The organism is Streptomyces lomondensis, assembly GCF_014651035.1.
Classification (GTDB): Bacteria; Actinomycetota; Actinomycetes; order Streptomycetales; family Streptomycetaceae; genus Streptomyces; species Streptomyces lomondensis.
In genome coordinates this window covers 285,653-311,618 of record NZ_BMWC01000006.1, presented here as the reverse complement: position 1 = coordinate 311,618, position 25,966 = coordinate 285,653, and the positions used below count along the sequence as shown (strand labels likewise).

General features: G+C 70.8%; 24 protein-coding genes and 1 pseudogene. 21 read left to right on the top strand and 4 right to left on the bottom strand.

Annotated features, from left to right (window positions below):
- Window positions 1–32: 32 nt before the first annotated feature.
- Window positions 33–704 carry a response regulator gene (locus IE255_RS22250; protein ID WP_020141342.1) on the bottom strand — a complete coding sequence of 224 codons (672 nt, stop codon included), beginning with the start codon at window positions 702–704 and terminating at the stop codon, window positions 33–35.
- Window positions 705–718: 14 nt separating this feature from the next.
- Window positions 719–1,718 (bottom strand): annotated as a pseudogene (locus IE255_RS22245) (RecB family exonuclease).
- A 186-nt stretch (window positions 1,719–1,904) separates the two neighbouring features.
- On the opposite strand from IE255_RS22245, the gene IE255_RS22240 reads away from it, so the two are divergent.
- The 3 genes from IE255_RS22240 to IE255_RS22230 all read left to right on the top strand — a co-directional run bounded on the left by IE255_RS22240 (window position 1,905) and on the right by IE255_RS22230 (window position 5,693).
- The gene (locus IE255_RS22240; protein WP_190052108.1) at window positions 1,905–3,854 is read left to right on the top strand and encodes a site-2 protease family protein; all 1,950 of its coding nucleotides are present in this window, start codon (window positions 1,905–1,907) and stop codon (window positions 3,852–3,854) included.
- Between the two features lie 38 nt (window positions 3,855–3,892).
- Complete coding sequence (locus IE255_RS22235; protein WP_031141913.1) at window positions 3,893–4,795, top strand: tRNA (adenine-N1)-methyltransferase; 903 nt, start codon at window positions 3,893–3,895, stop codon at window positions 4,793–4,795.
- Window positions 4,796–5,114: 319 nt separating this feature from the next.
- On the top strand, window positions 5,115–5,693 hold the full coding sequence (locus IE255_RS22230) for a hypothetical protein (RefSeq protein WP_190052107.1): 579 nt from the start codon (window positions 5,115–5,117) through the stop codon (window positions 5,691–5,693).
- A 59-nt stretch (window positions 5,694–5,752) separates the two neighbouring features.
- Here the strand turns inward: IE255_RS22230 and IE255_RS22225 are convergent, their stop codons facing one another.
- Window positions 5,753–6,058, bottom strand: a complete 306-nt coding sequence (locus tag IE255_RS22225) for a ferredoxin (RefSeq protein ID WP_190052106.1) — start codon at window positions 6,056–6,058, stop codon at window positions 5,753–5,755.
- A 245-nt stretch (window positions 6,059–6,303) separates the two neighbouring features.
- Between IE255_RS22225 and arc the strand changes: the two genes are divergently transcribed.
- The 6 genes from arc (at window position 6,304) to prcA (ending at window position 12,204) form a co-directional block, all read left to right on the top strand.
- The gene (gene arc / locus IE255_RS22220) at window positions 6,304–8,070 is read left to right on the top strand and encodes a proteasome ATPase (protein WP_190052105.1); all 1,767 of its coding nucleotides are present in this window, start codon (window positions 6,304–6,306) and stop codon (window positions 8,068–8,070) included.
- Between the two features lie 234 nt (window positions 8,071–8,304).
- The gene (dop, locus tag IE255_RS22215) at window positions 8,305–9,816 is read left to right on the top strand and encodes a depupylase/deamidase Dop (RefSeq protein ID WP_372487586.1); all 1,512 of its coding nucleotides are present in this window, start codon (window positions 8,305–8,307) and stop codon (window positions 9,814–9,816) included.
- A gap of 178 nt (window positions 9,817–9,994) precedes the next feature.
- Window positions 9,995–10,213 (top strand): ubiquitin-like protein Pup, encoded by a 219-nt coding sequence (locus IE255_RS22210; RefSeq protein WP_062154959.1) that lies wholly within the window; start codon window positions 9,995–9,997, stop codon window positions 10,211–10,213.
- 169 nt (window positions 10,214–10,382) lie between these two features.
- Window positions 10,383–10,598 (top strand): endonuclease domain-containing protein, encoded by a 216-nt coding sequence (locus tag IE255_RS22205; RefSeq protein WP_190052104.1) that lies wholly within the window; start codon window positions 10,383–10,385, stop codon window positions 10,596–10,598.
- Window positions 10,550–11,395, top strand: coding sequence for a proteasome subunit beta (gene prcB, locus IE255_RS22200; RefSeq protein WP_190052103.1), 846 nt, complete (start codon window positions 10,550–10,552; stop codon window positions 11,393–11,395). The genes IE255_RS22205 and prcB overlap by 49 nt, the downstream gene beginning before the upstream one ends.
- 68 nt (window positions 11,396–11,463) lie before the next feature.
- Window positions 11,464–12,204, top strand: coding sequence for a proteasome subunit alpha (gene prcA / locus IE255_RS22195; RefSeq protein WP_190052102.1), 741 nt, complete (start codon window positions 11,464–11,466; stop codon window positions 12,202–12,204).
- Window positions 12,205–12,441: 237 nt separating this feature from the next.
- Here the strand turns inward: prcA and IE255_RS22190 are convergent, their stop codons facing one another.
- On the bottom strand, window positions 12,442–13,452 hold the full coding sequence (locus IE255_RS22190; RefSeq protein ID WP_190052101.1) for a LacI family DNA-binding transcriptional regulator: 1,011 nt from the start codon (window positions 13,450–13,452) through the stop codon (window positions 12,442–12,444).
- Between the two features lie 88 nt (window positions 13,453–13,540).
- Here IE255_RS22190 and IE255_RS22185 point away from each other — a divergent pair, with 88 nt between their 5' ends.
- The 12 genes from IE255_RS22185 (at window position 13,541) to IE255_RS22130 (ending at window position 25,804) form a co-directional block, all read left to right on the top strand.
- Complete coding sequence (locus IE255_RS22185) at window positions 13,541–14,800, top strand: MFS transporter (RefSeq protein ID WP_190052100.1); 1,260 nt, start codon at window positions 13,541–13,543, stop codon at window positions 14,798–14,800.
- 9 nt (window positions 14,801–14,809) lie between these two features.
- Window positions 14,810–16,171, top strand: coding sequence for a Pup--protein ligase (pafA, locus tag IE255_RS22180; protein WP_190052099.1), 1,362 nt, complete (start codon window positions 14,810–14,812; stop codon window positions 16,169–16,171).
- A 130-nt stretch (window positions 16,172–16,301) separates the two neighbouring features.
- On the top strand, window positions 16,302–17,303 hold the full coding sequence (locus IE255_RS22175; RefSeq protein WP_190052098.1) for an FKBP-type peptidyl-prolyl cis-trans isomerase: 1,002 nt from the start codon (window positions 16,302–16,304) through the stop codon (window positions 17,301–17,303).
- Window positions 17,304–17,364: 61 nt separating this feature from the next.
- Window positions 17,365–17,736, top strand: coding sequence for an FKBP-type peptidyl-prolyl cis-trans isomerase (locus tag IE255_RS22170; protein ID WP_010045336.1), 372 nt, complete (start codon window positions 17,365–17,367; stop codon window positions 17,734–17,736).
- 128 nt (window positions 17,737–17,864) lie between these two features.
- A complete protein-coding gene (locus IE255_RS22165; RefSeq protein WP_190052097.1) occupies window positions 17,865–18,842 on the top strand; it encodes a helix-turn-helix transcriptional regulator in 978 nt (325 codons plus the stop codon).
- Between the two features lie 17 nt (window positions 18,843–18,859).
- On the top strand, window positions 18,860–19,924 hold the full coding sequence (locus IE255_RS22160) for a helix-turn-helix transcriptional regulator (protein ID WP_190052096.1): 1,065 nt from the start codon (window positions 18,860–18,862) through the stop codon (window positions 19,922–19,924).
- 100 nt (window positions 19,925–20,024) lie between these two features.
- Window positions 20,025–20,318 carry a CpXC domain-containing protein gene (locus IE255_RS22155; protein WP_190052095.1) on the top strand — a complete coding sequence of 98 codons (294 nt, stop codon included), beginning with the start codon at window positions 20,025–20,027 and terminating at the stop codon, window positions 20,316–20,318.
- Window positions 20,319–20,354: 36 nt separating this feature from the next.
- Entirely contained in the window at window positions 20,355–20,549 is a 195-nt protein-coding gene (locus IE255_RS22150) for a hypothetical protein (protein ID WP_190052094.1), read from the top strand.
- Window positions 20,550–20,808: 259 nt separating this feature from the next.
- Window positions 20,809–21,093 (top strand): Sec-independent protein translocase subunit TatA, encoded by a 285-nt coding sequence (tatA, locus tag IE255_RS22145; protein WP_190052093.1) that lies wholly within the window; start codon window positions 20,809–20,811, stop codon window positions 21,091–21,093.
- Between the two features lie 47 nt (window positions 21,094–21,140).
- Entirely contained in the window at window positions 21,141–22,103 is a 963-nt protein-coding gene (tatC, locus tag IE255_RS22140) for a twin-arginine translocase subunit TatC (protein WP_190052092.1), read from the top strand.
- Between the two features lie 31 nt (window positions 22,104–22,134).
- Entirely contained in the window at window positions 22,135–22,914 is a 780-nt protein-coding gene (locus IE255_RS22135) for a diacylglycerol kinase family protein (RefSeq protein ID WP_190052091.1), read from the top strand.
- Window positions 22,915–22,954: 40 nt separating this feature from the next.
- The gene (locus IE255_RS22130; protein ID WP_190052090.1) at window positions 22,955–25,804 is read left to right on the top strand and encodes a DEAD/DEAH box helicase; all 2,850 of its coding nucleotides are present in this window, start codon (window positions 22,955–22,957) and stop codon (window positions 25,802–25,804) included.
- Window positions 25,805–25,966 lie beyond the last annotated feature (162 nt).

Genomic DNA, 25,966 nt, shown 5'->3' with positions numbered 1-25,966 from the left:
GGCGGCCTCGTCGTACCGGGGGCGTACCAGGACTACTGCGCGCCGGGGCGCACCAGCCCGCTCTCGTAGGCGTACACCGCGGCCTGCACGCGGTCGCGCAGGCCCAGCTTGGTGAGCACGTGCCCGACGTGCGTCTTGACGGTCGTCTCGCTGACGAACAGGTCGGCGGCGATCTCGGCGTTGGACAGCCCGCGCGCCACCAGCTTCAGCACCTCGACCTCGCGGTCGGTGAGCGTGTGCAGCGTGTCCGGCACCGGCTCGTCGCCCGACGGCAGATGCGTGGCGTACTTGTCGAGCAGCCGGCGTGTGATGCTCGGCGCGAGCATCGCCTCGCCCGCGGCGACGACGCGGATCGCCTGCACCAGCTCGTTGGCCGGGGCGTCCTTCAGCAGGAACCCGCTGGCACCCGCGCGCAGCGCCTCCACCACGTACTCGTCGAGGTCGAAGGTGGTCAGCACCAGCACCTTCGCCGGGCCGTCCCGCCCGGGGCCGGTGATCTGCCGGGTCGCCTCAACACCGTCCATCCGCGGCATGCGGATGTCCATCAGGACCACGTCGGGCTGGAGGGCCCGCACCTGGTCGAGCGCCTGGAGGCCGTCTCCGGCCTCGCCGACGACCGCGATGTCCTGTTCGGCCTCCAGGATCATCCGGAAGCCCGTGCGGAGCAGCGGCTGGTCGTCGACCAGTAGGACGCGGATGGCCACGTAAGTCTCCTTCGCTAGTCCGGCCCCATTCTGCCCTGCGCGGGCCCGCCGGGATCAGCCGCCCTCACCGGTCGTCACCCTCAGCGGCAGCGGATACGGCGGGGGAGTGCCGCCGAACTCCGGGCAGTGGGCCTGGTGGTCGCACCAGCCGCACAGCTTCGTGGGCCGCGGCCGCCAGTCGCCCGTCTCGGTCGCCAGCCGGATCGCCTCCCACAGCGCCAGCAGCTTGCGCTCGACCCGCTCCAGGTCGGCGAGGACGGGGTCGTACGTCAGCACCTCACCGCTGCCGAGATAGACCAGCTGGAGGCGCCGCGGCACCACGTTCTTCAGCCGCCAGACGACCAGGGCGTAGAACTTCATCTGGAACAGGGCACCCTCGGAGTACTCGGGCCTGGGCGCCTTGCCCGTCTTGTAGTCGACGATCCGGACCTCGCCCGTGGGCGCCACGTCGACCCGGTCGATGATCCCGCGTAGCCGCAGCCCGGACTCCAGCTCGGCCTCGACGAACAGCTCCCGCTCGGCCGGCTCCAGGCGGCTGGGGTCCTCCAGCGTGAACCAGCGCTCGACGAGCTGCTCCGCCTCGCCCAGCCAGCGCGCCAGCCGCTCGCCCTCGGGATCGTCGGCGAACAGCTCCACGACCTCCGGCCGCGTCTCGCGCAGCCGGTCCCACTGGCCCGGGATCAGCGACTTGGCCCGGGGCGCCGTGCGCTCGGCGGCCGGGGCGTCGAAGAGGCGCTCCAGGACCGCGTGCACCAGCGTGCCCCTGGTCGCCGCCTCGCTCGGCTTCTCCGGCAGCCGGTCGATGACCCGGAAGCGGTACAGCAGCGGACACTGCATGAAGTCACTCGCACGGGAAGGGGACAGCGAGGCGGGCGGTATGGCGGTGGGTCCCGTCACGAGCTCGCTCACGGCGGCCGTCTCCGCCGCCGCCTCCGCCGCCGCCTGGGCGGCCGTATCCACTGCCGTGGCAGGGCTGGACTCGGGCTGCGCCGCGCCCTCGGTGCTCGTCTCCATGCCCCAGACCATACGGCCCGCCACTGACAGTGACCCACGCGCGTTCCGTGGGGGAAGCCGTGAGGGGAGGTCGACGTACGGGAAACACAGGGGTGCCGGGGCGGAACGCACCTCGGCGGACGCATACCATCGACTCGAGACCCTCCCGTCCGGCAGGCGGGAGACGCTTCGAACGAGGGGAAACCGGTGGACGAGAGCGGCGGGCGCGGGCAGCCGCGGTCCGGCAACGACGAGTCGGCCGAGCGCCACGCGGGGCTTCCGGCCCGGGCCGCCGACCGGACCCCCGCCGACGAACGCCCCACGGAGGAACGGCGCTTCGCCCCCGGGCAGCAGGACGCCGTCCCGCCGGCAGGCACTCCGGCGTCCCGGCCGACCGCACAGGACGAGCCCGAGCCCGCCTCGTCAGCACGCCAGGACCCCGCCGTCCCTGCCACCGATGGCCCCTTCACGCCCTCGGCCCGCGGTGAGGCCGACGAGAACGGTTCTTCCGACGGCGGTGGGCCTACCGGCCCCGCCGCCGATGGCCCCTTCACGCCCTCGGCCCGCGGTGAGGCCGGCGAGGGTGGTTCTTCTGACGGCGGTGGGCCTACCGGCCCTGACGCCGACGGCCGCTCCACGGCTGCGGCCCGCGGTGAGGCCGGCGAGGGCGGTTCTTCAGACGGCGATGAGCCCACCGCCCCCGCCGCCGACGGCCCTTCCACGGCCTCTGCCCGCGGAGAGGCCGACGGGAGCCGCACGCCCGACGGCGACGCGCACCCCGACCGCGGCTACGCCGGCGGTCCGCACACCGCATCCGCGGCCGGCCAGGCCGAGAGGGACCGTCGTCACGCCCCTCCCGCCGCCGGCCGGCCCGAGGCGGACCGTCGTCACCCCACCCCCGCCGCCGACCGGCCCGAGGCGGAGCCTCGTCACGCGGCCCCCACGCCGGACCACCGCCCCCTCGCGCACTCCGCCGACGGCAAGGGCCCCGCCCCTCAGCGGCCCGAGCCCCGGGGCGGGCTGCTCATGGGGCGGCCGTTCGGGGTGCCCGTGTACGTCGCGCCGAGCTGGTTCCTCGTCGCCGCGCTGATCACCTGGGTGTTCGGCGGGCAGCTGGAGCGCGTGCTGCCCGAGCTCGGCGCCGCCCGCTATCTGGTCTCCCTGTTCTTCGCGGTCGCCTTCTACGCCTCCGTGCTCGTCCACGAACTGGCCCACACGGTCGCCGCCCTCCGCTTCAAGCTCCCGGTCCGCCGCATCCAGCTCCAGTTCTTCGGCGGCGTCTCCGAGATCGAGAAGGAGGCCGAGACCCCCGGCCGCGAGTTCGTGCTCGCCTTCGTCGGACCGCTGCTCTCCCTCGCCCTGGCCGGCGTCTTCTACGGCGCCCTGCAGACCGTGGAACCCGGCACCGTCCCGGGCGTGCTGCTGGCCGGCCTGATGATCTCCAACCTCATCGTGGCCGCGTTCAACCTCCTGCCCGGCCTGCCCCTCGACGGCGGCCGGATGCTCCGCGCCGTCGTCTGGAAGCTCACCGGCAAGCCGATGAGCGGCACCATCGCCGCCGCCTGGGTCGGCCGCGCCCTCGCCGTCTGCGTCCTGATCGGCCTGCCCCTGCTGACCCAGTCCGGCGCCCTCGGCTCCGACGCCGTCGACAACGTCGGCATGGACACCGTCCTGGACGCCCTGCTCGCCGCCATCCTCGCCGCGATCATCTGGACCGGCGCCGGCAACAGCCTGCGCATGGCCCGCCTGCGCGAACACCTTCCGGAGCTGCGCGCCCGCACCCTCACCCGCCGCGCGGTCCCCGTCGAGACCGACACCCCGCTCTCGGAGGCCCTGCGCCGCGCCAACGCCGCCGGTGCCCGCGCCCTGGTCGTCGTCGACGCCGACGGCAACCCCCTCTCCCTGGTCCGCGAGGCCGCCATCGTCGGAGTACCCGAGCACCGCCGCCCCTGGGTCGCCGTCAGCGGCCTCGCCCAGGAGCTCACCGACGGCATGCGCGTCTCGGCGGAACTGGCGGGGGAGGAACTGCTGGACGCCCTGCGCGCCACCCCGGCGACCGAATACCTGGTCGTGGAGGAGACCGGCGAGATCTACGGCGTCCTGTCCGCCGCGGACGTGGAGCGCGCCTTCGTGAAGGCCATGGCCAGACCCTCCTAGTGGTCGGAGGGCCCCTCCGGTGCCGGTAGGCTGGTCACATGTCCGAACCGACCGGTGCCGCCCGCAGGCGCGGGCCCTTCAAGGTCGGGGACCAGGTACAGCTGACCGACCCCAAGGGCCGCCACTACACGTTCACGCTCGAGGCCGGGAAGAACTTCCACACCCACAAGGGTTCCTTCCCGCACGACGAACTGATCGGCGCTCCCGAGGGCAGCGTTGTCCGCACCACGGGGAACGTCGCCTACCTCGCGCTGCGCCCCCTGCTCCCCGACTACGTCCTGTCCATGCCCCGCGGGGCGGCCGTCGTCTACCCCAAGGACGCGGGGCAGATCCTGGCCTTCGCCGACATCTTCCCCGGCGCGCGCGTCGTGGAGGCCGGCGTCGGCTCCGGCTCGCTCAGCAGCTTCCTGCTGCGCGCCATCGGCGACCAGGGCATGCTGCACAGCTACGAGCGCCGCGCGGACTTCGCCGAGATCGCCCAGGCGAACGTGGAGCGCTACTTCGGCGGCCCGCACCCCGCCTGGCAGCTCACCGTCGGAGACCTCCAGGACAACCTGTCCGACGCCGACGTGGACCGCGTCATCCTCGACATGCTCGCCCCCTGGGAGTGCCTGGAGGCCGTCTCCAAGGCGCTGGTCCCCGGCGGCATCCTGTGCTGCTACGTGGCGACCACCACCCAGCTCGCCCGGACCGTCGAGTCCATCCGCGAGATCGGCTGCTTCAACGAGCCGACCTCCTGGGAGACGATGATCCGCAACTGGCACATCGAGGGCCTGGCCGTCCGCCCGGACCACCGGATGATCGGCCACACCGGCTTCCTGCTCACCGCCCGCCGCCTCGCCGACGGCGTCGAGCCGCCCATGCGCCGCCGCCGCCCCGCCAAGGGTGCCTACGGCGAGGACTACGCCGGCCCCAACGCCGACGGCGGCACCGCCCGCTGAGCGGCCCGTCACGCACACAACGCGCAGGCGCCGTGGCGCAGTTCCCGGAACCACACCGGAACTCCGCCGCGGCGCCTTTGCGTTGCCGCCCGGAGTGAACCCGCGCGCAGCAACGTTGACCTGCCCCGGGGCCCCAAACAGCCTGCCTGGCGCGTCAGCAGCGGCCCCGGGAGGCACAGGCTTGCTGACACAACAGCAGGAACCGTAACCGTTCTGACTTCCCCGGCACGGGGCGCGCACACCCCGCCGTTCCCTCGCGATGTGACGTGTGGCACCATCTTGGCCACCCCACCGGCACAGCCCTCAGGAGACCCTCCTAGTGCAGCCTTCCGCCGTTCCGGAGCTCGCCCACACCCACACCCGCCCCATCCACTGGCTCGCCACCGCCACGGCCGTGGCCGGCGTGGTGGCCCTCTCCTCGGTCCTCCAGCCCGGCGCGGCGACGGCCGCCCAGCCGGCCGCCCCCGAGACCAGAAGCGCCCCGGCGACCGTGGCCGCGCCCGATCCGGCCGCGGTGGAGTTCCCGATCGAGTGCGGCCCGGTGCAGGCCGTGGTGAAGAAGAAGGCCTCCGGTGATCTCGACGGCGACGGCAGACCGGAGACGGTGGCCGTGGTCCACTGCGACTCCCCGATGGGTACCCCGCCGGACGGCGTCTACGTCCTCACCCGGGGCGGCGACGGCGGCAAGCCGCGTGTGGTGGCCACCCTGCTCGACCCCAAGGAGGGCACCACCGTCGGCGACTTCGCCGTCCGCGACGGCGCCGTCACGGCCACGCTCTTCGGCTACTCGTCGGCCGATGTGCCGCGTTGCTGCCCCGATGTGCGGAGCGACGTGAAATGGCGTTGGCAGAACGGCGCGTTCGTCCGCTCGACGCCGGCCGGCGCCCGCAGCGTGTGAGGCGCGTGCGCCACCGCGTGTGAGATATCAGACAGTAGTGACAGTGGGTAGAGAAGTAGTCACTCTGCGTCCGGTCCGTAGACCTCGGTCCTGTCCGAAACTCGACGCACGTGGATGCACTCGCCCGGACACTCCTTCGCGGAGTCGATCACGTCCGTGAGAAGCGGCAGCGGTACGGGCGTTGTCGCGCCCTTGGCCTGGAGCAACTCGTCGTCGGAGCTCTTCACATAGGCCAGACCGTCGATGTCCAGCTCGAACACCTCGGGCGCGTACTGGGCGCAGATGCCGTCGCCGGTACACAGGTCCTGGTCGATCCAGACCTCCAGCGCCTCGCCGTCGACCCCGGCCTCCTGCTGCACGCTCATCTCTCCTGCCGTTTCTCCGCCGAGCCGTATCGGGAATCCGGCCAGCTCTGACGGGTGTTGAACGCTTCGACCCTACCTCCGCCTGGGTTCCAATCAGGTTCGGTGGGTATTCCCCTGGCGTGAGGGAGAGCGCAAGGGTGAAGATCGGACACACCCCGACCGTCTTTGTGATCTAGGGGTTTCAATCGACACCCGCCCAGGTAGGGTCTGGAAGCGTCCAGCTCCCCTTGGAGGAGGTGAGGACCGTGGCAGCCCACGACGACGACATGAACCGCGGCATCCGCCCGGGACGCGGGTCCGACGACCCGGCCGGGCAGATCGCCTACCTTGAGCAGGAGATCGCCGTCCTGCGACGTAAGCTCGCCGACTCTCCGCGACACACGAGGATTCTCGAAGAGCGGATCGTCGAGCTGCAGACCAATCTGGCCGGCGTGTCCGCCCAGAACGAGCGACTCGCCAACACGCTCCGTGAGGCCCGTGACCAGATCGTGGCCCTCAAGGAGGAGGTCGACCGGCTCGCGCAGCCGCCGGCCGGCTTCGGCGTCTTCCTCGCGGCGAACGAGGACGGTACGGCCGACATCTTCACCGGCGGCCGCAAGCTCAGGGTGAACGTCAGCCCCAGCGTCGAGCTCGACGAGCTGCGGCGCGGCCAGGAAGTGATGCTCAACGAAGCGCTCAACGTGGTCGAGGCCATGGAGTTCGAGCGCGTCGGTGACATCGTCACCCTCAAGGAGATCCTCGAGGACGGCGAGCGAGCCCTGGTGCTCGGGCACACCGACGAGGAGCGGGTGGTACGGCTCGCCGAGCCGCTGCTGGACGTCACCATCCGCCCCGGCGACGCCCTGCTCCTGGAGCCCCGCTCCGGGTACGTCTACGAGGTCGTGCCCAAGAGCGAGGTCGAGGAGCTCGTCCTCGAAGAGGTCCCCGACATCGGCTACGAGCAGATCGGCGGCCTCGGCAACCAGATCGAGGCCATCCGTGACGCGGTCGAGCTCCCGTACCTCTACCCGGACCTGTTCAAGGAGCACGAACTGCGGCCGCCGAAGGGCGTCCTGCTGTACGGCCCCCCTGGATGCGGTAAGACCCTGATCGCCAAGGCCGTGGCCAACTCGCTGGCCAAGAAGGTCGCCGAGGTGACCGGCCAGGCCGCCGGCAAGAGCTTCTTCCTCAACATCAAGGGCCCCGAGCTGCTGAACAAGTACGTCGGTGAGACGGAGCGGCAGATCCGCCTCGTCTTCCAGCGGGCCCGTGAGAAGGCCAGTGAGGGCACGCCCGTCATCGTCTTCTTCGACGAGATGGAGTCCCTCTTCCGTACCCGTGGCTCCGGTGTCAGCTCGGACGTGGAGAACACCATCGTCCCGCAGTTGCTCGCCGAGATCGACGGTGTGGAGGGCCTGCAGAACGTGGTCGTGATCGGCGCCTCCAACCGCGAGGACATGATCGACCCCGCCATCCTGCGGCCCGGCCGGCTGGACGTGAAGATCAAGATCGAGCGTCCGGACGCCGAGGCGGCCAAGGACATCTTCGGCAAGTACCTCACCGAGCGCCTCCCGCTGCACAGCGACGACCTCGCCGAGCACAGCGGCTCCAAGGCCTCCACGGTCCAGAGCATGATCCAGACGGCCGTCGAACAGATGTACGCCGAGTCCGAGGAGAACCGCTTCCTGGAGGTCACCTACGCCAACGGCGACAAGGAAGTCCTCTACTTCAAGGACTTCAACTCCGGCGCCATGATCGAGAACATCGTGGGCCGCGCCAAGAAGATGGCGATCAAGGACTTCCTCGAGAAGAACCAGAAGGGCCTGCGCGTCTCCCACCTCCTCCAGGCCTGCGTGGACGAGTTCAAGGAGAACGAGGACCTGCCCAACACCACCAACCCGGACGACTGGGCCCGGATCTCCGGAAAGAAGGGCGAGCGGATCGTGTACATCCGTACGCTCATCACCGGAAAGCAGGGCGCGGACACCGGACGCTCCATCGACACGGTGGCGAACACCGGTCAGTACCTGTAAAAGGCAGGGCGGCTGCGGGTGCCCTCGGCGGGTACCCGCAGCCGACTGTTTTTCGGGCCACGGCTGGAGCAACGCAATGACGCAAATGATCTCCCCACCAGCGCAAAGGCGTTCTAGGCTCTTGCGTACCGCCAAGTCGCGCAGTGCGGGGACGGGCACCGCACACGCAACCGAGCGCCAGCGGTATCTGAGTGGCGCCCATGACCGAGGGCGCCGCCGGGCAAGGAGGGCCGCATGACCGTACGGCGAGTAATGGGCATCGAGACGGAGTACGGAATCTCCGTCCCCGGCCACCCCAACGCCAATGCCATGCTCACCTCGTCCCAGATCGTGAACGCCTACGCGGCGGCGATGCACCGGGCCCGCCGGGCCCGCTGGGACTTCGAGGAGGAGAACCCGCTGCGGGACGCCCGAGGCTTCGACCTCGCCCGCGAGGCCGCCGACTCCAGCCAGCTCACCGACGAGGACATCGGCCTGGCCAACGTGATCCTCACCAACGGCGCACGGCTCTACGTCGACCACGCACACCCCGAGTACAGCGCCCCCGAGGTCACCAACCCCCGGGACGCCGTCCTGTGGGACAAGGCCGGCGAGCGGATCATGGCGGAGGCCGCGGAACGGGCCGCCCAGCTGCCCGGTGCCCAGCCGATCCACCTGTACAAGAACAACACCGACAACAAGGGCGCGTCCTACGGCACGCACGAGAACTACCTGATGAAGCGGGAGACCCCCTTCTCGGACATCGTGCGTCACCTCACGCCGTTCTTCGTCTCCCGCCAGGTCTTCACCGGAGCGGGCCGCGTCGGCATCGGCCAGGACGGGCACGAGCACGGCTTCCAGCTCAGCCAGCGCGCCGACTACTTCGAGGTCGAGGTCGGCCTCGAGACGACGCTCAAGCGCCCGATCATCAACACCCGCGACGAGCCGCACGCCGACGCCGAGAAGTACCGCCGGCTGCACGTGATCATCGGCGACGCGAACCTCTCGGAGATCTCGACGTACCTCAAGCTGGGCACGACCTCGCTGGTGCTGTCGATGATCGAGGACGGTTTCATCGCCGTCGACCTGGCCGTCGACCAGCCCGTCCGCACCCTCCACCAGGTCTCGCACGACCCCTCCCTGAAGCGCCTGGTCACGCTGCGCAGCGGCCGTACGCTCACGGCGGTCCAGCTGCAGATGGAGTACTACGAGCTGGCGCGCAAGTACGTGGAGGAGCGCTTCGGCGCCGACGCCGACGAGCAGACCAAGGACGTCCTGTCCCGCTGGGAGGACACCCTCACCCGGCTGGAGCACGACCCGATGAGCCTGGCCGGCGAGCTGGACTGGGTCGCCAAGCGGGAGCTCATGGAGGGCTACCGGCGCCGGGACAGCCTCGACTGGGACGCGGCGCGGCTGCACCTGGTCGACCTCCAGTACGCCGACGTACGGCCCGAGAAGGGCCTGTACAACCGTCTGGTGGCCCGCGGGCGCATGAAGCGGCTGCTGGACGAGGCGGCCGTCGAGCGGGCCCGTACGGCGCCGCCCGAGGACACGCGCGCGTACTTCCGCGGCCGCTGCCTGGAGCAGTACGCGGACGACGTCGCGGCGGCCTCCTGGGACTCGGTGATCTTCGACCTGCCGGGCCGGGACTCGCTGCAGCGGGTTCCAACCCTGGAACCGCTTCGCGGAACGCGTAATCACGTCAAGGAGCTCCTGGACCGCTGCCGCACCGCGGAAGACCTGGTCAGGGTGTTGTCCGGAGGGTGAGGGCGTTCTGCGGGTACTCGTGAGGGGCCCGCCGGACAGGGTGGAAAATCCCTGGTCCGGGAATCATCGAGGTGGTCCCCGTACGTTGGAGCAACTGCGGGGCCATTGTCAGACCCGGCGAGTAGGGTCTGATCTTGACCGAGCAACTGTGTCGGGCGAACCGAGCGGGGTGAGGGATATGGCGACCAAGGACACCGGCGGCGGACAGCAGAAGGCCACCCGGTCCACCGAGGAGGTCGAGGAGCAGGCGGCAGAGGCGCAGGCTTCGGAGGACCTCAAGGAGCGTCACGAGAAGCTGAGCGACGACGTGGACTCGGTTCTGGACGAGATCGACGACGTCCTCGAGGAGAACGCCGAGGACTTCGTGCGGTCCTTCGTGCAAAAGGGCGGCCAGTAAGGCTCCTGTGCCTTCACTTCGAAGGTGAACGGGGTGCAGGGGTGACGGACGGGCGAAGCGCGGAGCGCTGCGCGCGGGGCAGTGAGTGACGTGATGCCTTCGTGCGCGGCGCTCCGGGCGTCAGTGGCGTCCGGAGGCCCGGTGGCCCGCCGGTGGTGAGCGGCGGGCAGTGCGGCGCCGCTCTCGCGGAGTTGGAGCCGCCGGGCATGTGGATCACTGCCAAAGGACGGGTAGGGTCCGTGGCATACCGTGCCCCCGGCCGCAACCGGACCGGGGTTGTTCCAAGGATCGGCCCGACGTCACAGGGCGGGCTGTCGCTTACGTGGAAGGAATCGCGTGGAAGCCAACACTCGTAGCACCGGGCGTCTACCAGCTGCCTTCCTGACGCCAGGCTCTTCCTCCTTCATGGACTTCCTCTCCGATCACCAGCCCGAACTGCTGCCGGGCAACAAGAAGTTGCCGCCCCTCCAGGGCGCGATCGAGGCACCGCACGGCACGACGATCGTCGCCGTGACGTTCCCCGGCGGCGTCGTGCTCGCCGGTGACCGGCGGGCCACCATGGGCAACGTCATCGCGCAGCGGGACATCGAGAAGGTCTTCCCCGCCGACGAGTACTCGGCGGTGGGCATCGCGGGTACGGCGGGCCTGGCCGTGGAGATGGTGAAGCTGTTCCAGCTGGAGCTGGAGCACTTCGAGAAGGTCGAGGGCGCGCAGCTGTCCCTGGAGGGCAAGGCCAACCGGCTGTCGACGATGATCCGCTCGAATCTCGGGATGGCCATGCAGGGGCTGGCCGTCGTCCCGCTGTTCGCCGGGTACGACGTGGACCGGGAGAAGGGCCGGATCTTCTCCTACGACGTCACCGGCGGGCGTTCCGAGGAGCAGGGTTACGCGGCCACCGGTTCCGGGTCGATCTTCGCGCGGGGCGCGATGAAGAAGCTCTTCCGGGAGGACCTGAGCGAGGCCGAGGCCACGACGCTCGTGGTCCAGGCGCTCTACGACGCGGCAGACGACGACTCGGCGACCGGTGGTCCCGATGTCGCCCGCCGGATCTATCCCATCGTCACCGTGATCACCGAGGACGGCTTCCGCCGGCTCTCCGAGACCGAGTCGTCCGAGATCGCGCGCTCGGTCCTGGAGCGGCGTCTGGAGCAGCCCGACGGTCCGCGGGCCGCGCTGCTGTGAGCGGCGGGCCGGCTTCAGAGGGTGGTCCAGTGAACCGACGGAATCTTCAAGAGAGGGACGGATAACCGGTGTCGACGCCGTTCTATGTCTCACCCCAGCAGCAGATGGCCGACCGGGCGGAGTACGCCCGCAAGGGCATCGCCCGTGGTCGCAGCCTGGTCGTGCTGCAGTACGCCGACGGCATCGTGTTCGTCGGCGAGAACCCGTCCCGTGCGCTGCACAAGTTCAGCGAGATCTACGACCGGATCGGCTTCGCGGCCGCTGGCAAGTACAACGAGTACGAGAACCTGCGGATCGGTGGTGTCCGGTACGCCGACCTGCGGGGTTACACCTACGACCGGGGCGATGTGACGGCCCGGGGCCTGGCGAACGTGTACGCGCAGACGCTGGGCACGATCTTCTCGAGTGTCGGGGAGAAGCCGTACGAGGTGGAGCTGGTCGTCGCCGAGGTCGGGGAGACGACCGAGCAGGACCAGATCTACCGGCTGCCGCATGACGGATCCATCGTGGACGAGCACGGCGCGGTCGCGGTGGGCGGTAACGCGGAGCAGATCAGCGGCTACCTGGACCAGCACCACCGGGACGGCATGACGCTGGCCGAGGCGCTGAAGCTGGCGGTGCAGTCCCTGTCCCGTGACACCAACGGCAGCGAGCGGGAGATTCCCGCGGAGCGGCTGGAGGTGGCGGTGCTGGACCGGACGCGTCCGCAGAAGCGCAAGTTCAAGCGGATCACCGGGCGGCAGCTGGCCCGGCTGCTGGAGGCGGACGGGGCGCAGTCGGAGGCGGAGTCGTCCGAGGACACGGAGTAGCGGCGGTCCTTCTTCTTCTTGCTTGTCGCGCGCCCCGGCTGGTTGTGGCCGGGGCGCGCGGTCGTGTGCCTGCGGCGGCCTGTGGCTGCTCGGTGGGGTGCGCGTAGCGCCCGGGGGGGTGCGGGTCCGCTCAGCTGCGGGCAGTCGTGCCGCTGGGGCGGAACGGGTGGGCGCGGCGGCACCCCGCTCCGCCGGGCTGCGTAACGCCCCGGCCCCAGCACCGACGCGGGGTGCGGGCTAACGGGGCGGTGCCGTAGAACCCCGTACCAGCAACTGCACCGGGATGTCCCCGCCCTCGGGTGAACGGCCCTCCAGGACCGCCAGGAGAGCCCGCATGCCCCGTTCCCCGAAGAGTTCCGCGTCGAGGCGGACCGTCGTCAGCTCGGGGTCGATGGCCGTGGCGAGGGCCAGGTCGTCCAAGCCGGTGACGGAGAGGTCGTCGGGGATGCGCAGGCCGAGGCGGCGGGCCGCCTTGTACGCCCCCGCGGCGAGTTTGTCGTCGTCGCAGACGAGGGCGGTGGGCCGCGGGCCGGGCACCGAGAGGGCGGCCTCCGTGGCGGCCACCGCCCCTTCGATGGAGATGGGCGCCCTCGCCGTCCGCACCGACGTGCCCGGCACCTCGCTCAGGCGCGACGCCAGCTCCCGGGCCCGTACCTCGAACGTCCAGGACGGTACGTCCGCCGCCAGGTGGAGGAACCGGCGGTGGCCCAGCGACAGCAGGTGCTCCGCGACCTGGCGGACGCCGTCGGCGATGTCCAGGTTCACCGTCGCCGCGCCCAGGCTTCCCGCCGGGTCGCTGTCCAGCATCACCAGGGGCAGCGCCTCGCCTCGGATCGCGGTCAGCGCGTCCGCGGCCATGGACGAGGCGATGACGCCGTCCAGAGCCGCCTGGGCGGAGGCGAAGGGGTCGCGGGCGGGGCCGATGCCCTCGGGGGAGGGGTAGAGGACCACCCCGAAGCCGTGCTCGGCGGCGACGCGGGCCGCGCCCGTGTAGACGCCGGCGAAGAACTCCGTGGTCAGGGCCGGGACCACCAGCAGGACCGTGCGCGTGCGGCCCAGGCGCAGATTGCGGGCGGCCAGGTTCGGGCGGTAGCCCAGGTCGCGGGCGGCCTCGCGGACCCGCTGGGCGGTCGCCTCCGAGACGCGACCGCGCCACTTGTCCCCGAGGACCAGGGAGACCGCCGCCTGGGAGACGCCGGCGGCCTGGGCGACGTCCCGGCTCGTGGGCCGTGTACTGCCTCGTGCCACCGTCGGGCCGCTCCTTCGTCTGGACTCGTGAACAGCCGCCATGGTACGTATGGGAGCCGACGTTATACGTAAAACTTAGGGCGGAGACATGGCCACGGGATACCTGGAGATCCTCCGGGCGCGACACGCCGCGCGACTGCTCGTCGGCACGCTCGTGGGCCGGCTGCCCAACGCCACGGCGGCCATCGCGATCCTGCTGTTCGTCCGGGCCGAAGGCGGTTCGTACACCCTCGCGGGGGCGCTGGCGGGCGTGTACGGCGTCGCCAACGCCGTGGGGCAGCCGGTGCTGGGCCGGCTCGTGGACCTGCGCGGGCAGCCGCGGGTGCAGTTGCCGGCGGCTGTCCTCTCCGGGCTCGCCATGGCCGTCTTCGCCTTCGGCGGGATCGGGTCGCTGCCCTTCGCGTATGCCGCCGTGGCGGCCGCCGGGCTCTTCACGCCGCCCCTCGAGGGCGGGCTGCGGGCGCTGTGGTCGTCCGTCCTCCGCAAGGAGGAGCACGTGCATACCGCGTACGCCATGGACGCCGTGGCCCAGGAGGTGATGTTCACCGTCGGGCCGCTGCTCGTGACGCTGTGCGTGTCCCTGTGGTCGGCCCAGGCCGCGCTGCTCGTGCTGAACGTCGTCGGGGTGCTGGGGGCGCTGTCCGTGGTGGTGTCGCCGCCCTCGCGCGCGTGGCGGTCGGCGCCGCGCGAGGCGCACTGGCTGGGTGCGCTGCGCTCGGCGGGGCTGGTGGCGCTGCTGGCGGCGTTCCTGTTCATCGGGATGGCGCTCGGGTCCATCACGGTCGCCTCGGTGCCCTACGCGGACGACCACGGCGGTGACGTCGTGTACGGCTGGCTGATGGCGGCTCTGGGGTTCGGGGCGCTGGTCGGCGGCTCCGTGTACGGGGCCCGGCAGTGGGCCGGTGAGCCCGCGCGGCGACTGCGGGTGCTGGTGGCCCTTCTGGTGGTGTGTTATCTGCCGCTGTTGCTCATGCCGGACGCGGTGCCCATGGTGGCGCTGACCGCGCTCGCCGGGGTCTTCCTCGCGCCCGCCATCGCCTGCGCGTTCGTCCTGGTCGACCGGCACGCGCCGCGCGGCACGGTCACCGAGGCGTTCTCCTGGCTCGTGACCACGTTCACCGTGGGCCACTCGGTCGGAACGGGCGTCGCGGGGCCCGTCGTAGAGGTGGGCGGGGCCCTGTGGGGGTTCGCCGTGCCGGGTGCCGCGGGTGGCGTGTCCCTGCTGGTTTTGACCGCCACAGGACGGGTACTCGCAGCTCCCGGCCAGGGGGCGGTCGTTGTGGCCGGTTCGGAAAATGATCCAAACCGTGCCGTCGAACCCCGTTTCAGTTCAGGGGATCGGGCGTAATGTTCCCTCATGGACCGCCGCATTTTCGGGCTGGAGAACGAGTACGGCGTCACGTGCACGTTCAGGGGACAGCGCCGCCTGTCTCCTGACGAGGTGGCGCGGTACCTCTTCCGCCGTGTCGTGTCATGGGGCCGCAGCAGCAATGTCTTTCTGCGAAACGGCGCCCGCCTCTATCTCGACGTGGGATCGCATCCGGAATACGCCACACCGGAATGTGACAACGTGATCGAACTGGTCACCCACGACAAAGCGGGCGAGCGCATTCTCGAAGGACTCCTGGTGGACGCCGAACGACGCCTGCACGAGGAGGGAATCGCGGGCGACGTCTACCTCTTCAAGAACAACACCGACTCGGCGGGCAACTCCTACGGATGCCACGAGAACTATCTCGTGGCGCGGCACGGGGAGTTCTCGCGGCTCGCGGACATTCTGATTCCGTTCCTGGTCACGCGGCAGTTGCTGTGCGGCGCCGGCAAGGTGCTCCAGACGCCGCGCGGGGCCGTGTACTGCGTCAGCCAGCGGGCCGAGCACATCTGGGAGGGCGTCTCCTCGGCGACGACCCGCTCCCGGCCGATCATCAACACCCGCGACGAGCCGCACGCGGACGCGGAGCGCTACCGCCGCCTGCACGTCATCGTGGGCGACTCCAACATGTCCGAGACGACCATGCTGCTCAAGGTCGGCGCCACCGACCTGGTGCTGCGCATGATCGAGGCGGGCACGGTGATGCGCGACCTCACCCTGGAGAACCCGATCCGGGCGATCCGCGAGGTCAGCCACGACATCACCGGCCGCCGCAAGGTCCGCCTGGCCAGCGGACGCGAGGCCTCCGCCCTGGAGGTGCAGCGCGAGTACTACGAGAAGGCCCTGGACTTCTGCGAGCGCCGCGGCATCCGCACCGGCACGGTCGAGCAGGTCCTGGAGCTGTGGGGCCGCACGCTGGACGCGATCGAGAGCGAGGACCTCGACCGCATCGGCACCGAGATCGACTGGGTCATCAAGTACAAGCTCCTCGAGCGGTACCGGGCCAAGCACAACATGACCATGTCGCACCCGCGAGTCGCGCAGATAGACCTCGCCTACCACGACATCCACCGCCGCCGCGGCCTGTACTACCTGCTGGAGAAGAAGGGGCAGGCGGCCCGCGTCTGCAACGACTTGAAGATCTTCGAGGGCAAGTCCGTGCCGCCGCAGACCACTCGGGCCCGGCTGCGCGGCGACTTCATCCGGCGCGCCCAGGAGCAGCGCCGTGACTTCACGGTCGACTGGGTCCACCTCAAGCTCAACGACCAGGCCCAGCGCACCGTGTTGTGCAAGGACCCGTTCCGTTCGGTGGACGACCGGGTGGAGAAGCTGATCGCCGGAATGTGAGGAAATGCGCCGGCGGGAAAATCGCCGGAACGCAACACGGGCGCCGTACGTTACAAGTGCGGCGCCCTTCTCACGCCGTAGAGTTGCGCGCACGCCATCAACGAGATCGACCGATTACGAGGCCCCCACAGTGCGCCGACGCTCACTTCTCATCTCCGTACCCGCAGGACTGGCCACGCTCGCCGCATGCGGCGACGACAAGTCCGACTCGAGCAAGGCGAGCGACAGCCCGTCGCCCTCGGCGTCGGGCCCGTCCGCGGCCCCGCCGCCGAAGATCGTCGACGGCCCGCTCCCGGCGGTCACCGCGGGCAGCAAGTTCGACGAGAAGCCGACGGTGGCCAAGGGCAGCGGAGAGCCGTCGAAGCAGCTCGCGGTGAAGACCCTGATCGCGGGCACGGGCAAGACCGTCGCGGAGAACGACTTCGTCGTGGCGCACTACCTGGGCCAGGTCTGGAACACCGCCAAGGTCTTCGACAACTCCTACGACCGCAAGGCCCGCCTGGCCATCCAGCTCACCCAGGGCCAGATCATCGACGGCTGGCGGTACGCGCTGGCCGGCAAGAAGGCCGGCAGCCGTGTCGAGATGGCCGTCCCGCCCACCTGGGGCTACGGCTCGCAGGGCAACCCGCAGGCGGGCATCAAGGGCACCGACACCCTGGTCTTCGTCGTCGACATCCAGGACGCGTTCAACGCCACCAGCTCCGCGAAGGGCAAGGAGGTCACGCAGGACAACGCGGACCTCCCCAAGGTCGGCACCAACACCGACGGCAAGGCCCCCTCCATCGAGGTGCCCAAGGCGACCGCCCCGAAGAAGCTCGTGGCGGAGTACGTCCTGGAGGGCGACGGCGAGGAGGTCGCCGCCGACAACAGCGTGCTGGTGCAGTACAAGGGCGTGCTGTGGGACGGCGGCAAGGAGTTCGACTCCTCGTACGCCAACAAGCAGCTGGTGTCGTTCTCGCTCCAGCAGGTCGTCAAGGGCTGGGCGCAGGGCCTGACCGGCAAGAAGGTCGGCAGCCGCGTCCTCATCGTCATCCCGCCGGAGCTGGGCTACGGCGACAACCCGCCGCAGGGTAGCGGCATCAAGAAGGACTCCACGCTGGTCTTCTCGGTGGACATCCTCGCGAAGCTGTGACGGGCGAGGGATGTAAGACTGTGCGTGTTCGCCTTTCCGCAGACAAGCAGGAGCTAGAGACGTGAGCATCGACAAGCCCGAGATCGACTTCCCGGGCGGCGAGCCCCCGGCGGACCTCGAGATCAAGGACATCTGGGAAGGCGACGGCCCGGTCGCGCAGGCGGGCCAGACCGTCACCGTGCACTACGTCGGTGTCTCCTTCAGCACGGGCGAGGAGTTCGACGCCAGCTGGAACCGCGGCACCCCCTTCCGCTTCCCGCTGGGCGGCGGCCGGGTCATCAAGGGCTGGGACCAGGGCGTGCAGGGCATGAAGGTCGGCGGCCGCCGCCAGCTGACCATCCCCGCCCACCTCGCCTACGGCAACCAGAGCCCGTCCCCTCTGATCAAGCCCGGCGAGACGCTGATCTTCGTGGTCGACCTGCTCGGGGTCTGAGCAAGGTTCGGACAGACTCGATCACCTGGGGCCCATGCCTGCTCGGCATGGGCCCTCGGCTTTTGCCGTGCCACCCTGTGGCGGTACGGTCATCGCTCGTAAGCACCATAGGGAGGCGAAGCGCGTCGATGGCCATTGCCAAGGCCGAGCGGCTGATGAACCTGGCGCTGTGTCTGCTCGGGACGCGGCGGCCGCTCAGCAAGCGCGAGCTGCGTGACTCCATCGAGGCCTACGTCGAGGCCTTCGGGCCGGGAAACGGCGCGTCCGGCTCCGACGACTCCTTCAACCGCATGTTCGAGCGCGACAAGGACGACCTGCGCGAACTCGGACTGGTCATCGAGACCGTCGAGAGCCTCGACGGCGAGATCGGCTACCTGGCCCGTCGCGACAGCAACCGCCTGCCGCCCATCACCCTGGACGCCGAGGAGGCCGCCGCGCTGGGCCTCGCCGCCAAGGTGTGGCAGCAGGCCCGGCTCGCCGGAGCGGCCAGCGGCGCCCTGCAGAAGCTGCGCGCGGCGGGACTCCCCGAGGACGTCGACCCGTACGGGGCGCACGGCGCGCTGGAGCCGCGGATCCCCGTGCACGAGGCGGCCTTCGAGCCGCTGATGCTCGCCTGCCGGGACCGCCGGCCCGTCGTCTTCGACTACCGCAAGGCCACCGCCGCCCACCCGGAGCAGCGGCACGTGGAGCCGTGGGCGCTGGAGTGCTGGCGGGGCCACTGGTACCTGGCGGGCTGGGACCGCGACCGGGGCGCCGAGCGGGTCTTCCGGCTGTCCCGGATCACCGGCAAGGTCCGCTCGCGCGGCGGCCGGTACACCGCCCCCGTCCCGGACGTCGTCACCGTCCGTGAGACCGTCGCGAGCTGGGCCGGGGAGATCGCCGACCGCACCGCGCGGATCCGGCTGCGCTCGGACGCCGGCTACCCCCTTCGGGCGAAGGCCACCTCCGTCCGGGAACTCGGCGACGGCTGGGACGAGTTGGAGATTCCGTACGGCCACGGGCTGGACGCCTGGCTGGTGGAGTTCGGGCCGGACGTGGTGGTCCTGGAGCCCGCCGAGCTGCGGGCCGACGTGGTGGACCGGCTGCGAGCCGTGGCCAAGGGCTGAGGGGGAGCGGGAAGACAGTGGCAGGCAAACCGGCCAGGCCCGTGAACGCCATCGACCAGACCCGGCGGATGCTCTCCCTGGTGACGTACCTGCGGGAGCGCCCCGGGGCCCGGGTCGAGGACGTCGCGCGCGCCTTCGGCATCACGGAGGACGAGCTGGTCTCCGACCTCGACGTGCTGCCTATGTGCGGGACGAGTTTCCGCGGCGGCGACCTGCTCGACATCGACACCGACGGCGAGCGCATCTGGTGGCACAACCCGGCCGCCCTCGCGGCGGAGGCGGCCGAGCCGCTCAGACTCGCCGCCGACGAGGCCACCGCCCTGCTCGTCGCCGCCCGGGCCGTGGCCACGCTGCCCGGACTGCGCGAGAGCGACCGGCAGGCCCTGCTGCGGGCGACGGCCAAGGTGGAGACCGCGGCCGGCGAGGCGGCCGGCGCCAGCTCGCGCCTGTCGGTGACCTTCGAGTCCGAGGGCGGCGTCTTCGCGGACGTCGACCGGGCCATCGCCGAGCGCCGCCGCCTGTGGATCCGCTACTACTCGCCCGCCCGCGACGAGGTCACCGAGCGGGAGATCGACCCCATCCGCCTGGTCAGCGTCGGGCACACCTACGTCGAGGCCTGGTGCCGCCGCTCGGAGGCGCGCCGCACCTTCCGGCTCGACCGGGTCGCCGAGATCAAGATCCTGGACGAGCCGTCGGCGCCGCCGGAAATCGAGCTGCGGGACCTGTCCGAGGCCCTGGTGCAGCCCGCGGCCGAGGACCCCGAGGTCGTGGTCGAGGTCGGCCCCGGCGGCCGCTGGGTCGCCGAGTACTACCCGCACGACAGCGCGGACGAGCTGCCGGACGGCGGGCTGCGTATCACTCTGCGGACGCCCGACCCGGCGTCGCTGCGGCGCCTGGCGCTGCGGCTCGGCCGGGACGGCCGGATCGTCTCCCCGCCGGAGCTCGCCGACAGCGCCCGGCGGGCGGCCCGCGAGGCGCTGGCGGCCTACGACGGGATCGAGGCGGCCGACGCGGTGGAGACCCCCGAGGCGCCGCAGGCGGTGCAGGCGGTTCCGGACGGGCCGGACGGCAGACGCGAGTGAGCCACAGGTGCCCACCGGCGCCGACGGCCCGGCACGGCCGTCCCGCACACCGGCTGTGGTGCCCCCGAGGCGAACGACCCCAGGAAGAGGAGCGAGGGCTGTGAGCGAGTCGGTGACGTCCGGTGCGCGGGGCATGACGGTGGAGTCCGCGTTCGCCGGGATGAGAAGCGTCTCCCCGGTGGTGTTCAAGGCGGGCTGCCCGGACTGCCGGGGGCGCTTCGAGCTCACCGCGGGCGCCCTGCGCCTCGCCATCGGCGCCACGAGCCGCACCACCTTCTACTCCTTCACCTGCCCGGAGTGCGGGGCGTCCGTCCGCAAGCCCGCGGGGGAGCGGATCGTGGAGCTGCTCACCGGCGGCGGCGTGCGGACCCTGCGGCTCCATTCGACCCTCTAGCGGGGCGGGCCCCCGGAAAGGTCTAGGCTCGGCGTCATGTTCTGGCCGATGTTCGCGATTGCCGTGGGTTTCGTGGGTCTCGTCGTGCTCGGGGTGCTCGCCGTGCGGGTCTTCGTGGAGGCACAGCGCCTGGGCAGGCAGGTCACGGATTCGGCGCGCCGGATCAGCCGGGCCGCCGACGACCTGGAGCGGGCGGCGGAGAGCGCGGCCCGGTCCGCGGACGCCCTGTGAGCCGTCCTGCGGGCGGCTGTGAGTTGCGCTTTGGGACACTTCGCCCTGTCACCTGGGCGGTTCGGACAGGTACTCTGCTGGTCGCGGCCCGGTTAACGAGGCACTGGCCGCGGACGGGAGTACGCACAGGGATTGCAGAGGGATTGCCTCACGTTCACCCCCGAGCGTTACGATCGCTGTCGACACGATCGTTCGGACATATGTCCGACCGGTCGGACAGTACCCCACCACAGCCGCCTCGGTGAGAAGGTAAAGACTTATGTTCGGAAGGCTCGGAGCCCCCGAGATCATTCTCATCCTCGTCGTCATCATCCTGCTGTTCGGCGCGAAGAAGCTTCCGGACATGGCTCGGTCGCTCGGCAAGTCCGCCCGCATCCTCAAGAGCGAGGCGAAGGCGATGAAGGACGAGAACAAGTCCTCCACGACCCCGGCCGGCCCGCCCAACAACGACGAGCAGAACCCGCCGCGCACCATCCAGGCAGCGCCCGGTGACGTGACCAGCTCCCGCCCGGTCAACGAGCCGACTGACACGACCAAGCGCTGACGCAGGGCCGGTCACCTCCGGCCCGCCGCACGAGATGGGAACGTGGGTTGCTGAAGTCTGCCCGCAAGAAGGAGAAGGACCCCGAGGGGCGGATGCCCCTCGCGGAGCACCTTCGCGAGCTCCGCAACCGGCTCGCCAAGGCGATTCTGGCGATCGTCGTCGTCACGGTCTTCGCCGCCTTCTTCTACAACGACATCATCAACTTGATCACCAAGCCGATCCTCGACTCGGTCGGCTGTGACAAGACCTTCGCGGAGCTGGCCAGGTCGCAGGCGGGCACCAAGCCGTGTGCGCAGATCACCATCAACGGCCTGCTCACCCCCTTCACGCTCGCGCTGAAGGTGTCCCTGATGGCCGGCGTCGTCCTGGCCTCACCGGTCTGGCTCTACCAGCTGTGGGCCTTCGTCGCGCCCGGACTGCACCGGCACGAGAAGAAGTACGCCTACGCCTTCGTCGCCACGGGCGCCCCGCTGTTCCTCGTCGGTGCCTACTTCGCATACACGGTCCTTCCCACCACCGCGAAGGTGCTGCTCGAATTCACCCCGGGCGGCACGTCCAACCTGCTCCCGCTGGACGACCTGCTCGACCTGGTCATGCGGATGGTGCTCGTCTTCGGCCTCTCCTTCGAGCTGCCCCTGCTCCTGGTCATGCTCAATCTCACCGGGGCGATCACCGGCAAGCGCATGCTCGGCTGGTGGCGCGGCATGATCATGGGCATCACGGTCTTCGCGGCCATCGCCACGCCCAGCACCGACCCGCTGACCATGCTGGCGCTCGCCGCGCCGATCTGGATCCTGTACTTCGCCGCGGTGCTCTTCTCCCTGATCAACGACCGCCGTCGCAGCCGCCGCGAGGCCCTCGGCCCCGCCGACGACGAGGCCTCCGAGCTGGATCTCACCCCCGACGACATCGGCGAGATCGAGCCCGTGACGACCAGCCGCGCCGCGCTGCCCGAGCAGGCGAGCTCGGACCGGACGGAACGGGTCAACGGTTATGACGACGTGACCTGAAGATCGACGGGCGGCTCCTAGGGTCGGTGCCGTGACCAGCGAGATCACCCTCTTCGTCAACCCCACCGCGGGCCGCGGCCGGGGCGCCCGCGCGGCGCAGCCGGCCGCTTCCGCTCTGCGGGCGGCCGGTTTCTCGGTGCGTACGGTGCTCGGGGAGGACGCGGCGGACGCCCTCACCCGCGCGCGTGCCGCCGTCGCGGGCGGTACCGGGGCGCTGATAGCCGTCGGCGGTGACGGCATGGCCAACCTCGCGCTGCGGGCCGTCGCCGGCACACGCACCCCGCTCGGCCTGGTCGCCGTCGGCACCGGCAACGACTTCGCCCGCGCCCTCGGCCTGCCCGTGCGCGAGCCGGCCGCCGCGGGCCGCATGATCGCCGACGCCCTCAAGTGCGGCCGGATCCACGACGTGGACCTCGGTCAGGTGGGGGACCGCTGGTTCGGCACGGTCCTCGCCTCCGGCTTCGACTCCCGCGTCAACGACCGGGGCAACCGCATGCACTGGCCCGCCGGGCGGTTCAGGTACGACCTCGCCATGATCGCCGAACTGGCGGCGTTCCGGCCCGTGCCGTACCGGATCCGGCTCGACGGCGGCGAGGTCCGCGAGATCGAGGCGACCCTCGTGGCCGTCGGCAACGGCTCGCGGGTGTACCGGGGGACGCACGTCGAGCATCCGAAAGTGACGGTGGTGCGGGCGGCCCGGATCGAGATCGCCGCCGAGGGCGTCACCGGGTACGCGGACGGGGAGCCGCTCGGCCCGCTTCCGCTGAGCGCGCGCTGCGTGCGCGGGGGCGTGCGGGTCGTCGGCCCCTGAGCTGCGCCGATCCCCGGTTTCACAGGGACCGATCCGGATAATGATCGTCCTGTTGTCAGTGCGGCCCGGTACGCTCGAAAGCACGATGACAGAGGATCTCTCACCGGCCGAGCGGTACGCGGCAGCCCGCAAGCGCGCTGCCGAGCAGGCCACCGCGCTCGCCTCCTTCCGCGAGATGTACGACTTCGGCCTCGACCCCTTCCAGATCGAGGCCTGCCAGGCGCTCGAAGCGGGGAAGGGCGTGCTGGTCGCCGCGCCCACCGGCTCCGGCAAGACGATCGTCGGCGAGTTCGCCGTCCACCTCGCCCTCCAGCAGGGCAAGAAGTGCTTCTACACGACACCCATCAAGGCACTGTCGAACCAGAAGTACGCCGACCTGTGCCGCCGCTACGGCACGGACAAGGTGGGCCTGCTCACCGGCGACAACAGCGTCAACTCCGACGCCCCGGTGGTCGTGATGACCACCGAGGTGCTGCGGAACATGCTGTACGCCGGTTCCCAGACGCTCCTGGGCCTCGGCTACGTGGTCATGGACGAGGTGCACTACCTCTCCGACCGGTTCCGCGGCGCCGTCTGGGAAGAGGTGATCATCCACCTTCCCGAGTCGGTCACGCTCGTCTCGCTCTCGGCGACCGTGTCGAACGCCGAGGAGTTCGGCGACTGGCTGGACACGGTCCGCGGCGACACCGAGGTGATCGTCTCCGAGCACCGGCCCGTGCCGCTGTTCCAGCACGTGCTGGCCGGGCGGCGGATGTACGACCTGTTCGAGGAGGGCGAGGGCCACAAGAAGGCCGTCAACCCCGACCTCACGCGCATGGCCCGCATGGAGGCGACGCGGCCGTCGTACCAGGACCGCCGGCGCGGCCGGTCCCTGCGCGAGGCCGATCGCGAGCGCGAGCGCAGACAGCGCTCCCGGGTGTGGACGCCGAGCCGGCCCGAGGTCATCGAGCGGCTCGACGCCGAGGGGCTGCTGCCCGCCATCACCTTCATCTTCAGCCGCGCCGCCTGCGAGGCCGCCGTCCAGCAGTGCCTGTACGCGGGCCTCAGGCTCAACGACGAGGAGGCGCGCCACCGGGTACGCGCACTCGTCGAGGAGCGCACGGCGTCCATCCCGCACGAGGACCTGCACGTCCTCGGCTACTACGAGTGGCTGGAGGGCCTGGAGCGCGGCATCGCCGCCCACCACGCGGGCATGCTGCCGACCTTCAAGGAGGTCGTCGAGGAGCTGTTCGTGCGCGGGCTGGTCAAGGCCGTGTTCGCGACCGAGACCCTCGCCCTCGGCATCAACATGCCCGCCCGCTCGGTGGTGCTGGAGAAGCTCGTCAAGTGGAACGGCGAGCAGCACGCGGACATCACCCCGGGCGAGTACACGCAGTTGACGGGCCGGGCCGGGCGGCGCGGCATCGACGTCGAGGGCCACGCCGTGGTGCTGTGGCAGCGCGCCATGAACCCCGAGCACCTGGCGGGCCTGGCCGGCACGCGTACGTATCCGCTGCGGTCCAGCTTCAAGCCGTCGTACAACATGGCGGTGAACCTGGTCGAACAGTTCGGCCGGCACCGCTCGCGCGAGCTGCTGGAGACGTCGTTCGCGCAGTTCCAGGCGGACAAGTCGGTCGTCGGCATCTCCCGGCAGGTGCAGCGCAACGAGGAGGGCCTGGAGGGCTACAAGGCCTCCATGACCTGCCACCTCGGCGACTTCGAGGAGTACGCCCGGCTGCGCCGCGAGCTGAAGGACCGGGAGAACGAGCTGGCCCGGCAGGGCGCGGCGCAGCGGCGCGCGGAGGCCGCCGTCTCGCTGGAGAAGCTGAAGCCCGGTGACGTCATCCACGTGCCCACCGGCAAGTACGCGGGCCTGGCGCTGGTGCTGGACCCGGGCCTGCCCGCGGGCCGTTCGAACGGCCACCGCGGCTTCGACCACCACGACGGGCCGCGCCCGCTGGTGCTGACCGCCGAGCGGCAGGTGAAGCGGCTGGCGGCCATCGACTTCCCGGTGCCGGTCGAGCCGCTGGAGCGGATGCGGATCCCGAAGTCCTTCAACCCGCGTTCCCCGCAGTCCCGTCGGGACCTCGCCTCCGCGCTGCGCACGAAAGCCGGGCACATCCCGGCCGAGCGGCACGGCAAGCGGCGCTCCCAGGCGGCCGACGACCGCGAGATCGCCCGGCTGCGGACGGCGCTGCGCGCGCACCCCTGCCACGGGTGCAACGACCGTGAGGACCACGCCCGTTGGGCCGAGCGCTACCACCGGCTGCTGCGCGACACCTCGCAGCTGGAGCGGCGGATCGAGGGCCGTACGAACACGATCGCCCGGACGTTCGACCGGATCGTGGCGCTGCTGACCGAGATGGACTACCTGCGCGGCGACGAGGTCACCGAGCACGGCAAGCGGCTCGCGCGGCTCTACGGCGAGCTGGACCTGCTCGCCAGCGAGTGCCTGCGCGAGGGTGTCTGGGAGGGCCTCGGCCCGGCCGAACTGGCCGGGTGTGTCTCGGCGTTGGTGTACGAGGCACGCGTCGGGGACGACGCGCTGGCGCCGAAGCTGCCGTCGGGGAAGGCCAAGGCCGCGCTGGGCGAGATGGTGCGGATCTGGGGGCGGCTGGACGCGCTGGAGGAGGAGTTCCGGATCAGCCAGACCGAGGGGGTCGGGCAGCGTGAGCCCGATCTCGGCTTCGCCTGGGCCGCGTACATGTGGGCCTCGGGGAAGGGGCTCGACGAGGTGCTGCGCGAGGCGGAGATGCCGGCGGGGGACTTCGTGCGGTGGTGCAAGCAGGTCATTGACGTGCTGGGGCAGATCGCTGCGGCGGCTCCGCAGGGGTCTTCCGTGGTGAAGAACGCGCGTAAGGCCGTGGATCTGTTGCTGCGGGGTGTGGTCGCCTACTCGTCGGTGGGGTGAGCTTGTTGCGCGGGTGCCGGTTCGTCGTGGTTGCTCGCGCAGTTCCCCGCGCCCCTTAAAAGAGGGGCGTTGTACCGAAGGCCGTTCACCCTTCACGGTGAGCGGCTTTCGTATGCCCGTTCGTCATTACGGGCCGTATTCGAACGGTGTCGCAGCGTGCAA